The organism is Mumia sp. zg.B21 (genome assembly GCF_019550855.1).
Classification (GTDB): Bacteria; Actinomycetota; Actinomycetes; order Propionibacteriales; family Nocardioidaceae; genus Mumia.
In genome coordinates this window covers 61,613-74,365 of the sequence record NZ_JAHWCJ010000004.1, presented here as the reverse complement: position 1 = coordinate 74,365, position 12,753 = coordinate 61,613, and the positions used below count along the sequence as shown (strand labels likewise).

The window sequence follows — 12,753 nt, the reverse complement described above, 5'->3', positions numbered from 1 at the left end:
TCCTTTCTCTCAGGCGTGCGGGAAGTCGCTCCCGTCGTACGCACGCCGCTCGACGAGCACCAGCCAGTTGCCGGAGCTGTCGCGCATCACCGCCTCCACGCCGTACGGGCGCTCCGAGGGCGGCTGGACGAACGTGACCCCGCGGGCGGTGAGGTCCTCGTACGTCTTCTGGCAGTCGTCGACGGTCAGCCCGATCCCGCTCATCGTCCCGTTGTCGAGGGCTCTCGCGACCGCATCGGCCACCCCCGGGTCGAGGGGTGGGCCGGGCACCATCAGCGTGACCTCGAGCTCGGGCTGCGAGGGGTGACCGATGGTGAGCCACCGGAACCCGTCGCCGAGGCGCTGGTCGGTGCGCGTCTCGAAGCCGAGCAGGTCGACGTAGAAGTCTCGGGCAGAGTCCTGGTCGGTGACCCAGACGGTCACCAGCGAGATGTTCGTGATCATGACGTGACGCTACGACGGTCACCGGCCGAGGCGCTTCTCCGATGTTGCGCCGTGCTGGCGACATCGCTCGGCCCGCGCATGAAGACCCAGCACCCGGGGATGGGCGGAGCCCCGTCGGCGAAGCATCGCTGGTAGTCCGACGGCGAGACGCCGACCAGCGTCGTGAAGGTCCGGCTGAACGTGCCGAGGCTGCTGTATCCGACGTGGTGACAGATCTCGGTGACGGTCAGGTTGGTGGCTCGGAGCAGGTCCTGTGCGCGCTCGATGCGGCGCTGTCGCAGGTAGGCTCCCGGCGTCACACCGTAGGCGGCGGCGAACGCCCGCAGGAAGTGGTGCTTCGACAGTCCGGCGGCACGGGCGAGAGCACCGAGGTCCAGCGGCTCGGCGTAGCACCGGTCCGCCAGGTCGCGAGCGCGCCGCAGGTGGACGAGGAGGTCCCGCGGGACCTCGGTGACGGTGGGCGCCGTCACCCCTGCTGCTCCTCGGTGCGGTCCCCGCCCCAGCGTGTGTGGAAGGTGCCCGGCTTGTCGACGCGACGATACGTGTGGGCACCGAAGTCGTCGCGGAGCCCCTGGATCAGGGCGGCGGGCAGGCGCTCGGCCCGCAGGGCGTCGAAGTAGGCGAGCGACGAGGCGAACGCCGGCGCCGGGATGCCCGCGTGCGCCGCGATCCCGACGACCCGCCGCCACGACTCGAGCCCCTCCTGGACGGCGTCGACGAAGTAGGGCGCGACCAGCAGCGTGGGCAGGTCCGGGTCGGCGTCGTACGCCTCACGGATGCGGTCGAGGAAGCGTGCGCGGATGATGCAGCCACCCCGCCAGATCGTCGCCATCGCGCCCGGGTCTACGCCCCACTCGTAGTGCTTGCTGCCGGCCTGGATCTCGTCGAACCCCTGGGCGTAGGCCACCACCTTGGACGCATAGAGCGCACGACGGACGTCCTCGACGAACGCGTCCACGTCGTCCGGTCGCCACGCCGTGTCGGCGTGCCCGTCCGGATAGGCCGCACGCGCGGGCTCACGCTGCTCTGCGTGGCCCGAGACCGAGCGCGCGAACGTCGCCTCGGCGATCCCGGTCACCGGCACCCCGAGGTCGAGTGCGGTCTGGACGGTCCAGCGTCCGGTGCCCTTCTGCTCGGCCTCGTCGAGCACCACGTCGACGAACGGGCGTCCGGTCTCGGCGTCGGTGTGGCCGAGGACGTCTGCCGTGATCTCGATGAGGTACGACTCGAGGTCACCACCGTTCCACTCCCGGAAGATGTCCGCGATCTGGGCGGGCTCTGCACCCAGCCCGTGCCGCAGAAGGTCGTAGGCCTCTGCGATCAGCTGCATGTCGGCGTACTCGATGCCGTTGTGCACCATCTTGACGAAGTGCCCCGCGCCGTCGGGTCCGACGTGGGTGCAGCATGGCGTGCCGTCGACCTGGGCCGCGATCGCCTCGAACATCGGCCCGAGCGTCTCGTACGACTCCGCGGACCCGCCGGGCATGATGCTCGGTCCGTTGAGCGCCCCCTCCTCGCCGCCGGAGACGCCCGCACCCACGAAGTGCAGACCCTTCTCCCGCAGTGCTGCCTCCCGACGTCGCGTGTCGGCGAAGTGCGCGTTGCCGCAGTCGATGACGATGTCCCCCTCGTCGAGCAGCTGGACCAGCTCCTCGATCACGGCGTCGGTCGGCTCTCCCGCCTTGACCATCACGATGATCGGACGCGGGCGCTCGATCGAGGCGACGAAGTCACGCATCGACTCCGACGGGACGAAGGTGCCTTCGTCGCCGTGCTCGTCGACGAGGCTCTGGGTCCGCGCGTACGTGCGGTTGTGCAGCGCGACCGGATTGCCGTGCCGCGCCAGGTTGCGAGCGAGGTTTCGTCCCATCACGGCGAGTCCGGTGACGCCGATGCGGGCCTTCGGGGTGTCGTTCACGTCGTCCTCCTGATCTGTTGAGCGGTCAGGCACGCTGCGATGCGGCGGCGACCGGCTCGAGCTGAGAGAGCCTGAGCGGGTGTCGCAGCGGGCCGAAGGGAGAGGTGCGGGTCGTGACCAGGTCGCTGTCCACGTGCAGGAGCTCTCCTGGCTCCAGAGCGGTCCATCCCGCCTCCGCGTCCATCTGCTCAGAGGCGACGACCACGGTCCGCTCGCCGGTGACGCCGTCGGGCTCGACCTGGGCTCGAATGCGGTCGCTGGAGCGATCCCAGCCATCGCCGACCTGGCGCTCGGTGTGCTCGAGGAACCACAGCGCGTGCACCTCGGGGTAGCGCAGCGCCCACAGGTCGGTTGCGGTCGTGAGCACCAGATTGAGCGCGAGCACCGGCACGTTGTCGGCGATCCAGGCGATCGCCGTACGCAGGGCCGCCTCGATGTCCCCGCCGTTGCGGCGCGCGACCGCCGTGATCAGCGCGAACACGCGCTCGCTGTCGGTCTGTCCCCCCACGAGCCCGCCGGCGTCGAGCTCGTCCAGACGTGCGTCGAGCGCGTCGAGGCCACCCACCACACCGTTGTGGGCGAACAGGCGGCCGTCGAGCTCGAAGGGGTGGGTGTTGGCGACGGTGTGGGCGCCCGTGCTCGCATACCGGACGTGCGCCACGAAGGTCGTGCCGCGAAGCGTCTGAGCGTCCCGCGCGAAGTCGGTGTCGTCCCACGCGTCGATCGGCTGCTTGTCGAGCGTCGCGCTCCCGTCCGCCGCAAAGACCCCGATGCCCGTGCCGTCCGGGTTGCGCCGACCCTGGGCGCGCAGGCTGTCGGGCGCGTCGAGCAGCCAGAACGTCGCGGTCGTCGGCTGACGCCCGCAGTGCAGACCGAACAAGCGGCACATGCTGGTCAGCCTCTCAGCGTGCGCGGGTTCTCGCTCATCACGCGACGGCCGAGCGAACGGCTACGGTGCCGGGATGCTGTACGTGTGCCAGCGGCACCATGCCCGTGTCCTCCACCACGACCTCAGGCTGGAGGTCGCGGGGGTCCTCGTCTCGTGGGCCGTCCCGAAAGGGCCCTCTCCCGATCCGTCGGTGCGGCGGCTCGCCATCCGCACCGACGACCACGACCTCGCGCACGCCACGTACGAGGGCGCCTACGCACGTGACGGGGGCCGCCCCGGCAGCGTCATCGTGTGGGACAGCGGCACGTACGAGCACCTCACGAACCGTGCCGGGACACCGGTCTCCGCAGGCGATGCGCTCGCCGATGGGCACCTGGTGGTCGACCTTCACGGTCGACGGCTGAGCGGGCCATACGCGCTGACCCGAACGGGTGAGGCAGGCGGGAAGGAGCAGTGGATCCTGGTGAAGATGCGCGGGCCCGGGGTGGAAGCCGGTGCAGACCCCGCTCGCGACGGGCTCACCTCCGTGCTGAGCGGACGGACGAACGCCGAGCTCGAGCGGGCCTTCAAGCCCTCTGACGACGTGCGATAGCGGCCGCCTCGGTGCGTGTGGCCGCACCGAGCTTGGCGAGGATGTTGGAGACGTGCACCGACACCGTCTTGGTGCTGATGAACAGCAGCGTGGCGATCTCGCCGTTGGTACGGCCTTCGACAAGGTGGTCGAGCACCTCACGCTCGCGTGCGGTCAGGGGCTTCTCCCCGGCCGATGCCTGCGGCACCGCCGTCCGGCCACCCGCAACAGCCGTCGCCCCCGCGAGCTGCTCGAGCTGACGCACCAGCGGCTCGGCGCCCAGCGACACCGCCGTCTCGTGTGCAGCGCTGGCCACCTGCTTGGCTCCGGCGATGTCGCCGGCGGCGTGCAGGACGGAGCTGAGACGCGAGGTCGAGCGCGCCTCCTCGTAGACATGGCCGAGCTTCGCGAACGCACCTGTCGCCCCGCGCCACGCCTCAAGCATCACTGGGAGGCCGAGGTCCTCTCCCGCTGTCCAGCGCACGCGCAGGATCTCGGCATCGAGCCGGCGCCCCCATGCCTCACCCTCGGGCCCGAACGGCCCGCGCTCCTCGACCGCCCGGTCGGCGTCGACGCGCAGCTGAGCGGCACGCTCGACGAAGGCGCTTCGCTCCGACGCCGACACGTGCGGCGCCGCGTCGGCGTAGCGGCCGGCGAGCAGCGCCCCCATCCGCAACCGCGCCGGGACGCGGCGGCCGCCCCAGTCGGTGACCAACGAGGCGACGAGATCGTCGTGCCAGGCCTGCGCCGACGCGACGTCGGGCGCGAGGTCGATGGCCGCCGTGCCGCTGTGGATCGCGAGCGCGATGTCTCTGTGCCAGAAGGAGTCGCGCAGGCGACGCGCGCGCGGCAGGACAGTCGTGTCACCACGCGCTGCGGCGACGAGCAGCTGCACCGACTCCAGAGAGCCGGCATGGACCGCCGGAGGGCGCAGGGCCGAGACGTCGCACAGCTCCTCGACGAGGTCCCACCGGCCACGGAGATAGGCCGTGAGGGCTGCGAAGAAACGGCCGTCGAAACCGTACGGGGCCCACCGTCGTCCCGCCTTCTCCGCCGCCTGCATCGTCGTGAGGAACTCCGCCGTGGCAGCGTCGAGGTCACCACGGTCGTGGTACAGGAACGCGAGATGCTGGTGGGCGCGCAGCTCGGTGACGACGTTGCCGGATGCTCGGGCGGTCTCGGCAACCTCCCGGAACCGCCGCTCGTCACCGGCCGGGTCGTCGCCCCTGAGAGCTCGCACCCGGGCCTTCGTGGCGGCAGCCTCGTCGACGACGCGGCTGAGGCCGAGGCGCTGGCCCAGCGTCATGGCCTGGGTCGCCCAACGCATCGCGTCGTCGTGGCGCCGCTGAGCTCCCGCGACGTGGGCGGCTACGGCCTCGAGCGAGGCGCGCAGCGCCGTCGGCTGCTCGGGCACGAGCGCGAACGCATGCTCGACCGCCTGTGCGGCCTCGGCGTCGCGGTCGCCCAGGACGGTCGCGGTGCCGTAGGCGACGAGGAGCCGGGCGCGTTCGGTGTCGGAGAGCGTCGCCGCACCGTCCTGGAGGTAGTCGTCGACGACCCCTGCCGCCCGACGGACGTATCCCGACGCGGTCAGCGCCTCGCTGGTGGCGACGACGAGGTCGACCAGATCAGTGCCGGGTGGCGCCGCGGACGCGACCGACAGCGCGCGCTCGTAGTGCTGGGCGGCCTCGTCGTGCCCACCGACCCGCCTCGCCCGGTCTGCGGCGCGCACGCTGGCGGTGAAGGCCATCTCCGCCATGCCGGCCTCGAACGCGTGACGCGCGACGTCAGCGGAGTCGCCACGACCCGCCAGTGCTTCGGCGTATGCCTTGTGGAACCGGCGACGCTCGGCGGGGAGGAGGTCGTCGCGGACCACCTCTGCGAGGAGGGCGTGGCGGAAGGCGTAGCCGTCGTTGCTCGTGCGGCTCAGGATGCGGTGGTCCAACGCGGCCCGGACACCGTCCTCGAGGGTGTCTGGAGGGAGGTTGACAACCGCGGCGAGCAGGTCGTCGTCCACCTCGGCACCGGCGCACGCGACCGCTCTCACCACCTGCCTGCCGCCGTCGTCGAGGCGGTCGAGACGCACGAGCAGCAGGTCGGCCAGCGTCGGGGGCAGCGGACCGTTCTTGTCGTCGACGTCGACGAGCTCCTCGGCGATGAACGCGTTGCCCTCGGCCCGACGGACGATCGCGGCGAGGCCGGTGGCGTCGATCGAGGCGGTCGCTCGTGACCGGACGAGCGCACGGACCTCGTCGTCTGCGAGGGGACCGAGGTCGAGTCGTTGCACGCCCGGCAGCCGACTCCACTCGGCCACGTCGGCACGCAGCGGATGGCGGCGGTGGAGGTCGTCGCTGCGGTAGGAGATGACGAACCGGACAGCGCCGTCGTAGCGCTGGGAGAGCACGTAACGGATGAGATGACGCGTCGAGGTGTCGGCCCAGTGGGCATCCTCGACGAGCACCAGCACAGGCTGGCTGGAGGCGAGCAGCTCGAGGGCGGCCACGACGGAGGCGAACAGCTCGCCCCGGTCGACTCCCGTGCCGTTGGCGGCGCCCCACATCAGGGGGCCGAGGGGCGGCAGGGCGTCGGACAGCGCCTTGCGGGAGGGGTCGTCGAGGGCGGCCAGCACCTCGGCGAACGGCTGGAACGGGATCGCGCTGTCACCGAGGTCGAGACAGTGGCCGACCAGCACACGGTGACCGTCGTCGGCGGCTCGGGTCGCCAGCTCGCGCAGCAGACGGGTCTTGCCGATCCCGGCGTCGCCGCTCAAGAGGACACCCCCGCGGGCCTCGGGATCGGCGACACCGGCAGCGATCAGCAGCCGCTCGAGCTCCCCTTCTCGTCCGACGAGGGGCTCGGTCGTTCTCCAGTCGGCGGGCATGTGCCCATGATCGCGTACCCCACTGACAAGGTCCGAGCTCATTGACCCGGGGGCACCTCGATCGTGTCCACGACGGACATCATGCCGTCGGGTGCTCGGAGCGCGCTCCGGTCTCGCGTACACGAAGCCGGCGGCGGACGGTGCGGCGCCTGACCGCGCCATGCGCCTGCTCCATCCGACGGTCCATCTCGGTCTTCACGTAGTACTCCGGCATGAGGATCATGACGTCGATCCTCGTTCTCTGAGGTAGGCGCCTCCATCGGGCGAACGCCTGAGTCGGCGCCTCCAGCTACCTCAGATCTCCACTTGCCATTTGTTTTTGCCTACGCAATATTCGGGTAACAGTATGACGTAGGTCACACCGGACCTGGAGGAATTCATGAACGTGAGACGTCGAGACAGAGATTCATCGGGCCGGTCGTACCGACCGTCCGCCCGCCGCGCGGCTCTGGTCACCGGTGCCGCAGCGGCTCTGGTCGCCGGCCTGGTCGGGGTGGGCGCCGGGTCCGCCCCGGCAGCCAGTACGGCCGGCGCGGCGTCAGCGACCGCGGGTGAGCGGGGCGGCACGCCGGCCTACCTGAACGAGCGGCTGTCGACCAAGAAGCGGGTCGCCGACCTGCTCTCCCGGATGACGCTGGCCGAGAAGATCGGCCAGATGACCCAGGCCGAGCGCGCCAACGCGTCGCAGGCCGACGTCACCGACCTCGCGCTCGGCAGCATCCTGTCCGGCGGCGGGTCCACCCCCACGCCCAACACCGCCGAGGGCTGGGCCGACATGGTCGACGGCTACCAGGACGCCGCCCTCGCCACACGGCTCAAGATCCCCGTCCTGTACGGCGTCGACTCGGTGCACGGACACGCCAACCTCAACGGCGCGACCGTCTTCCCCCACAACATCGGGCTCGGAGCCACCCGAGACCCGAGGCTCGTCGAGAAGATCTCCCACATCACCGCCGAGGAGACCCGTGCCACCGGCCCGCAGTGGAGCTTCGCTCCCTGCCTGTGCGTCGCGCGCGACGACCGCTGGGGCCGCACGTACGAGAGCTTTGGCGAGTCGCCGAGGCTCGTCTCGGAGATGGCGGTCGCAGTGCGCGGCTTCCAGGGACGGCGCGGCCAGCTGGACAACCCGGACCGCGTGCTGGCGACGCCGAAGCACTTCGCCGGTGACGGTCTGACCACCTTCGGGACGTCGGCCGGTGACTACACGATCGACCAGGGCATCACGATCGTCAGCCGCCGGGACTTCGCTCGCCTCGCGCTCGCGCCGTACTGGCCCGCCATCCAGCGCTACGGCGCCGGGTCGGTCATGCCGTCGTTCTCGTCGGTCGACTGGACCGAGGACGGCGTCGGCACGAACGTCCTCAAGATGACCGCGCACAAGGAGCTGCTCACCGGCGTCCTCAAGGGCCGGATGGGCTTCGATGGCCTGGTGATCAGCGACTGGGAGGCCATCCACCAGCTTCCCGGCGACTGGAACACCCAGGTGCGCACGGCGATCAACGCCGGGATCGACATGGCGATGGAGCCGGCGCAGTTCGAGGAGTTCATCACCGCGCTCACCGAGGAGGTCCAGGCCGGTCGCGTCCGGATGTCGCGCATCGACGACGCGGTCAGCCGGATCCTCACGCAGAAGTTCGAGCTCGGGTTGTTCGAGAAGCCGTACACCGACCGGCGCAACATCGACGAGATCGGCAGCGCCCAGCACCGCAAGGTCGCCCGCGAGGCCGTCGCGAAGTCGCAGGTCCTCCTGAAGAACCGGGGGCGCGTCCTCCCGCTGTCGAAGCGGGCGCCGCTGTACGTGGCCGGCAGCAACGCCGACAACATCGGCAACCAGGCCGGCGGGTGGACGATCACCTGGCAGGGCGGGTCCTACCACCAGATCCCGGGCGACACGATCCTCGACGGCATCGACGACGCCTCCCGGCGCGACGTGACCTTCGACGAGACCGCGTCCACGCCGGTGCCCCGCAACGCGACGGGTGTCGTCGTGGTCGGCGAGACGCCGTACGCCGAGGGCTTCGGCGACGTCGGCGGGCCCCGGTGGGAGTCCGACCCGGGGGACAACGGCGTCCCCCGCCCGGTCAAGGACATGAAGCTGTCCACCGCCGACCAGCGGGCCGTGGACACCGTCTGCACCCAGGCCGCGGAGTGCGTCGTGATCGTCATCTCCGGCCGGCCGCTGGAGATCCCGCCGGCGCTGCTGTCGAAGATCGACGGTCTCGTGGCCGGCTGGCTCCCGGGCAGCGAGGGCGCCGGTGTCGCCGACGTCCTGTTCGGCAAGAAGCGGTTCACCGGCACGCTGCCCGTGACCTGGCCGCGGAGCGTCGACCAGGAGCCGATCAACGTGGGTGACGCGGACTACGACCCGCTCTACCCGTACGGCTTCGGCCTGCGAGCCCGATGAGACCAGGGCCCGTCATCGGCGCCCCCGACGCCGGTGACGGGCCCTGCCCAACTCTGCGACCGCCAGCCTCAGCGGCGTCCGGACGTGTCGGTCGAGGTGGTCCAGGCCACCGTCTCGTCGACGTCCACGTGGTTGCCGCTCGGCGTGGTCGAGTAGGTGCCGGTGATGTCGTCTTCCGCGGAGCGCACGCCCGACGTGCCAGGGCCACCCCGTCCCAGATCGCGACCCATCACCTTCTTGGCCTGCGCCACGATCTGGTCGTAGCGCTCCCGGCCCGCCCTGGCGCCGAGCACGTACCCCGCACCTGCGGCGAGGAGAAGGGAGATCTTGCGCATGGGGTTCCTCTCGATCGCTGACTTGAACCCTCGACGCTAGCGCGGTCTCGCGCCTTCAGCCACCCTCCTCGGGCGGCAGCTCGGCACCCTCGGCCTCGTCGCGATCGGCCCACTCGAGAAGCGGCTCGATCGAGAACACGGCGTCGTCGATGCCGGCGTGCAGATCCCCGAGCTCGGCGAACCGGCGGGGCATCGTCGCGATCGTCATGTCGGCAGGCTCGACATCGTCGACCTCGTCCCAACGGATCGGCCCCGAGACCCGTGCGTCCGCGACACCGCGCACGGAGTACGCCGCGGCGATCGTGTGGTCACGAGTGTTCTGGTTGTAGTCGACGAACAGCTTGGCCGGGTCGCGGTCCTTTCGCCACCAGGTCGTCGTCACGTCGTCGGGGACGCGTCGCTCGACCTCGCGTGCGAAGGCGAGCGCGGCGCGGCGGACGTCAGCGAAGCCGTGGTCGGGCGCGATCCGGACGTAGACGTGCATCCCCGCGCCACCCGACGTCTTCGGCCAGCCGACCGCGCCGAGCTCCTCCAGGATCTCGTGGCTCACGCGCGCGACACGGCGCACGGTGGCGAAGTCGCACTCCGGGCCCGGATCGAGGTCGATGCGCCACTCGTCGGGCTTCTCGGTGTCGGCGCGGCGGGAGTTCCAGGGGTGGAACTCCACCGTCGACATCTGCACGGCCCAGACCACGCTCGCGAGCTCGGTGACGCACAGCTCGTAGGCGTGCCGGTGGTAGCGCGGGAACTCCACGCGCACCGTCTCCAACCACGGCGGGGCGCCGGCGGGGACGCGCTTCTGGTGCACCTTCTTGTCGGCGACGCCCTTGGGAAACCGGTGCAGCATGCAGGGCCGTTCGCGCAGGGCGTTGACGATGCCGTCCCCGACCGACAGGTAGTAGTTGACGAGGTCGAGCTTGGTCTCTCCCCGCTCGGGGAAATAGACGCGGTCCGGGTTCGAGATGCGGACGTCACGGGTCCCCACCTCCACCTCGATCGCGTCGCCCATGCGAGCGATCCTCGCACGGGCGACGCGATCTCGGGCGGCGCCGCTCAGTGGCGCCGTCCGCGGCGGCGGAGGGTACTCGCGCCACGGACGCTCTCGGCACGGCGGTCGTCTCCGGAGATCGACAGCCGCTCGATGCGGTGCTTCATCTCCGTCACGACGGAGGACTCGGGATCGATGTACATCAGGGTCTCCTTCTCTCGTCCTGATGCCTCGACTCTCGTCGTCTGAGGTAGCAGCCCACATCGGGCTCATGCCCTAGTCCGGCGCAGAGGTGCCTCAGATCGGTCCGACGCTCCGAGCGAAGACCCCCGGCGTCGTGCCGAGCACCCTGCGGAAGTGACGGGTCAGGTGCGCCTGGTCGTGGAACCCCGCCCGGTGGGCAGCATCCGCGACCGCGTGGCCGTCAAGGATGAGCCGACGCGCCAGGTCCACCCGCCGACTCGTGAGGTAGCGGTGCGGAGCGATCCCGTAGGCCTGGGAGAAGGCGCGTACGAGGTGGCTCGGATGGGCGCCCAGGAGGTGGGAGGCCTCGTCGAGCGTCACGCCGGCGACCACCGCCTGGTCGAGCAGCTCGCGCAGCCGGCGTGCCAGCGGCGCGTCGGGTGCCGTCGACGGCGCGGGTCCGTGCAGGTGCTCGCCGAGCACGTCGTGGAGGCGCGCCAACCACGACTCCACCTCGAGGACGTCTCCGCCCGCGAGCGCGCGGTGCACGCCCTGGACGCCCTGGGCCGCGTCGGGACGGGCCACCGTCGGGTGGTCGACGCTGTGGCCAACCGCCCCGGTGGGCAGCCAGGACTCGTCGAGATAGAGCACGCGCTTGCGGAAACCGGTCCCGAGCCGCGCCGAGCGGCCGTCGTGGGGCACGTGAGGTGGGAGCAGCGTGACCGTCGTCGGCTCGGCGGTGTGCGGGTGCCGGTCGAGGTCGTACGAGACGGCGCCGTCGTCGACGACGAGCACCGTCCAGTCGCCGTGGGTGTGACTGGGGTAGGCGTGCTCGGTGAACTCGGCGTGCAGCACCTCCCGCAGGTGCGGCACGTCGGGTCGCCACGCGCGGACCCGGTCGACCATGCAAAGAACGTACAAGACCACGCTGCCGGGACGCAGCGATCCTGAGCGCATGACGACCGCCGTGGAACCGACGCCCACCACCCGTTTCGACACCAAGATCGCGATCGTCCTGAGGGACGACCTCCTCCCCTGGCAGGAGCTCAACGTCACCGCGTTCCTGGTCAGCGGCATCGCGACCAGGGACGACGCCATGGTCGGCGAGCCGTACGAGGACGCCGACGGCCGGCAGTACCTGCCGATGATGCGCCAACCGATGCTCGTCTTCAGCGCGACGTCCGACGACGTGCGCCGCATCCACGCCACCGCCCTGCGACGAGGGCTGCCGATGGCGATCTACACACGGGACCTCTTCGCCACCGGCCACGACGACGCGAACCGTGCGGTGGTGCGTGCCGTGCCGACCGAGGCCCTCGACCTCGTCGGCGTCGCCGTCCACGGACCGCGCAACGCCGTGGACAAGACGGTCAGAGGCGCACGGCTCCACCCCTAGACGGCTGCGGAGCCGGCTCCACCGTCAGCCTTCGCAGCCCGCACCACGTAGTTCTTGGGCATCCCGCTCGCGGTGTACTTCCAGCGCAGGTCCAGGCGCGCGAACACGCCGGAGAGCACGAAGGCCGTCGCCCGGGTCACGGCGAGGAACGGGCCGAGCACGACCCGCCGCCGCAGCGTCAGCGTCCGTGCTCGCGGGAGCTGGCGGTGCATCTGCTCGAGCTGGAATGCCACCGTGCCGAAGTAGCCCTCGAGCCACGAGACCGTCACGTCGGTGAAGCCCGCGTCCCTGAACATCGTGCGCAGCGCGAACTGCGTGTAGCGGAAGTAGTCGTAGGGCTCCTGGTGCTCGGGGTAGAACAACGGCGCCGACAGCAGGATCCGTCCGCCGGGCGCGAGAACGCGGTAGAGCTCCGCCAGTGCCTCGGCAGGGGCGTCCAGGTGCTCGAGCACCTGGTTGCACAGGATCCGCGCGAAGCGTCCGTCCTCGACCGGGATGTCGGTCAGGGTGCAGACGTAGTCGAGCGGCGTGTACCGCGTGCTGAGCTGGGCGAAGTCGGCCGCCTCGTAACGGGCGTGGGAGAACAGGCGCCGGTACGGCCCGTGTCCCGCACCGGCGTCGAGCACCAGCGCACCGGCAGGGGTCGACCTCGCAAACCTCCGGTTGACCCGGCGGAGCCGGACGCGCGAGGTGTTGATGAGCCAGGGCCGCTTCCGCCGCGTTGCCATGGCGGTCACCGTAGCG

The 12,753-nt window shown here is 70.9% G+C and carries 14 protein-coding genes; 3 read left to right on the top strand and 11 right to left on the bottom strand.

Features of this window, described 5'->3' with window-relative positions; genetic code table 11:
- Positions 1–9: 9 nt before the first annotated feature.
- The 4 genes from KV100_RS15525 to KV100_RS15510 form a co-directional block, all read right to left on the bottom strand.
- Positions 10–444 carry a VOC family protein gene (locus KV100_RS15525; protein WP_220344020.1) on the bottom strand — a complete coding sequence of 145 codons (435 nt, stop codon included), beginning with the start codon at positions 442–444 and terminating at the stop codon, positions 10–12.
- Positions 441–914 (bottom strand): helix-turn-helix transcriptional regulator, encoded by a 474-nt coding sequence (locus KV100_RS15520; protein ID WP_220344019.1) that lies wholly within the window; start codon positions 912–914, stop codon positions 441–443. Before KV100_RS15520 ends, KV100_RS15525 begins: the two co-directional genes overlap by 4 nt.
- Positions 911–2,314, bottom strand: coding sequence for an NADP-dependent phosphogluconate dehydrogenase (gene gndA / locus KV100_RS15515; protein ID WP_374106990.1), 1,404 nt, complete (start codon positions 2,312–2,314; stop codon positions 911–913). The genes KV100_RS15520 and gndA overlap by 4 nt, the downstream gene beginning before the upstream one ends.
- A 73-nt stretch (positions 2,315–2,387) precedes the next feature.
- Entirely contained in the window at positions 2,388–3,251 is an 864-nt protein-coding gene (locus KV100_RS15510) for a class II glutamine amidotransferase (protein ID WP_220344017.1), read from the bottom strand.
- Between the two features lie 73 nt (positions 3,252–3,324).
- Here KV100_RS15510 and KV100_RS15505 point away from each other — a divergent pair, with 73 nt between their 5' ends.
- Positions 3,325–3,843: a DNA polymerase ligase N-terminal domain-containing protein gene (locus KV100_RS15505; protein ID WP_220344016.1), complete on the top strand. Its 519-nt coding sequence runs from the start codon at positions 3,325–3,327 to the stop codon at positions 3,841–3,843.
- Here the strand turns inward: KV100_RS15505 and KV100_RS19930 are convergent.
- Together KV100_RS19930 and KV100_RS15495 are read right to left on the bottom strand one after the other, a co-directional pair.
- Positions 3,818–6,703 (bottom strand): LuxR family transcriptional regulator, encoded by a 2,886-nt coding sequence (locus KV100_RS19930; protein ID WP_220344015.1) that lies wholly within the window; start codon positions 6,701–6,703, stop codon positions 3,818–3,820. The genes KV100_RS15505 and KV100_RS19930 overlap by 26 nt on opposite strands.
- A gap of 79 nt (positions 6,704–6,782) precedes the next feature.
- Complete coding sequence (locus KV100_RS15495) at positions 6,783–6,926, bottom strand: hypothetical protein (protein WP_220344014.1); 144 nt, start codon at positions 6,924–6,926, stop codon at positions 6,783–6,785.
- 156 nt (positions 6,927–7,082) lie between these two features.
- On the opposite strand from KV100_RS15495, the gene KV100_RS15490 reads away from it, so the two are divergent.
- Positions 7,083–9,107 carry a glycoside hydrolase family 3 protein gene (locus KV100_RS15490; protein WP_220344013.1) on the top strand — a complete coding sequence of 675 codons (2,025 nt, stop codon included), beginning with the start codon at positions 7,083–7,085 and terminating at the stop codon, positions 9,105–9,107.
- Positions 9,108–9,175: 68 nt separating this feature from the next.
- Here the strand turns inward: KV100_RS15490 and KV100_RS15485 are convergent, their stop codons facing one another.
- From KV100_RS15485 to KV100_RS15470, 4 genes are all read right to left on the bottom strand, one after another.
- The gene (locus KV100_RS15485) at positions 9,176–9,442 is read right to left on the bottom strand and encodes a hypothetical protein (protein ID WP_220344012.1); all 267 of its coding nucleotides are present in this window, start codon (positions 9,440–9,442) and stop codon (positions 9,176–9,178) included.
- Positions 9,443–9,497: 55 nt separating this feature from the next.
- Positions 9,498–10,451 (bottom strand): non-homologous end-joining DNA ligase, encoded by a 954-nt coding sequence (gene ligD, locus KV100_RS15480; protein ID WP_220344011.1) that lies wholly within the window; start codon positions 10,449–10,451, stop codon positions 9,498–9,500.
- 44 nt (positions 10,452–10,495) lie between these two features.
- Entirely contained in the window at positions 10,496–10,633 is a 138-nt protein-coding gene (locus KV100_RS15475; RefSeq protein WP_220344010.1) for a hypothetical protein, read from the bottom strand.
- 94 nt (positions 10,634–10,727) lie between these two features.
- Entirely contained in the window at positions 10,728–11,519 is a 792-nt protein-coding gene (locus tag KV100_RS15470) for an AraC family transcriptional regulator (RefSeq protein ID WP_220344009.1), read from the bottom strand.
- A 49-nt stretch (positions 11,520–11,568) separates the two neighbouring features.
- On the opposite strand from KV100_RS15470, the gene KV100_RS15465 reads away from it, so the two are divergent.
- Positions 11,569–12,009 (top strand): DUF2000 domain-containing protein, encoded by a 441-nt coding sequence (locus KV100_RS15465; RefSeq protein ID WP_220344008.1) that lies wholly within the window; start codon positions 11,569–11,571, stop codon positions 12,007–12,009.
- On the opposite strand, the gene KV100_RS15460 is transcribed toward KV100_RS15465, so the two are convergent.
- Positions 12,006–12,737 carry a class I SAM-dependent methyltransferase gene (locus KV100_RS15460; protein ID WP_220344007.1) on the bottom strand — a complete coding sequence of 244 codons (732 nt, stop codon included), beginning with the start codon at positions 12,735–12,737 and terminating at the stop codon, positions 12,006–12,008. The genes KV100_RS15465 and KV100_RS15460 overlap by 4 nt on opposite strands.
- Positions 12,738–12,753 lie beyond the last annotated feature (16 nt).

Excerpts from the sequence above, each read along its gene's own strand:
- KV100_RS15525 (WP_220344020.1), bottom strand. The coding sequence starts at position 444 with ATGATCACGAACATCTCGCTGGTGACCGTCTGGGTCACCGACCAGGAC.
- gndA (WP_374106990.1), bottom strand. The coding sequence starts at position 2,314 with ATGGGACGAAACCTCGCTCGCAACCTGGCGCGGCACGGCAATCCGGTC.
- KV100_RS15510 (WP_220344017.1), bottom strand. The coding sequence starts at position 3,251 with ATGTGCCGCTTGTTCGGTCTGCACTGCGGGCGTCAGCCGACGACCGCG.
- KV100_RS15505 (WP_220344016.1), top strand. The coding sequence starts at position 3,325 with ATGCTGTACGTGTGCCAGCGGCACCATGCCCGTGTCCTCCACCACGAC.
- KV100_RS19930 (WP_220344015.1), bottom strand. The coding sequence starts at position 6,703 with ATGCCCGCCGACTGGAGAACGACCGAGCCCCTCGTCGGACGAGAAGGG.
- KV100_RS15495 (WP_220344014.1), bottom strand. The coding sequence starts at position 6,926 with ATGATCCTCATGCCGGAGTACTACGTGAAGACCGAGATGGACCGTCGG.
- KV100_RS15490 (WP_220344013.1), top strand. The coding sequence starts at position 7,083 with ATGAACGTGAGACGTCGAGACAGAGATTCATCGGGCCGGTCGTACCGA.
- KV100_RS15485 (WP_220344012.1), bottom strand. The coding sequence starts at position 9,442 with ATGCGCAAGATCTCCCTTCTCCTCGCCGCAGGTGCGGGGTACGTGCTC.
- ligD (WP_220344011.1), bottom strand. The coding sequence starts at position 10,451 with ATGGGCGACGCGATCGAGGTGGAGGTGGGGACCCGTGACGTCCGCATC.
- KV100_RS15475 (WP_220344010.1), bottom strand. The coding sequence starts at position 10,633 with ATGTACATCGATCCCGAGTCCTCCGTCGTGACGGAGATGAAGCACCGC.
- KV100_RS15470 (WP_220344009.1), bottom strand. The coding sequence starts at position 11,519 with ATGGTCGACCGGGTCCGCGCGTGGCGACCCGACGTGCCGCACCTGCGG.
- KV100_RS15465 (WP_220344008.1), top strand. The coding sequence starts at position 11,569 with ATGACGACCGCCGTGGAACCGACGCCCACCACCCGTTTCGACACCAAG.
- KV100_RS15460 (WP_220344007.1), bottom strand. The coding sequence starts at position 12,737 with ATGGCAACGCGGCGGAAGCGGCCCTGGCTCATCAACACCTCGCGCGTC.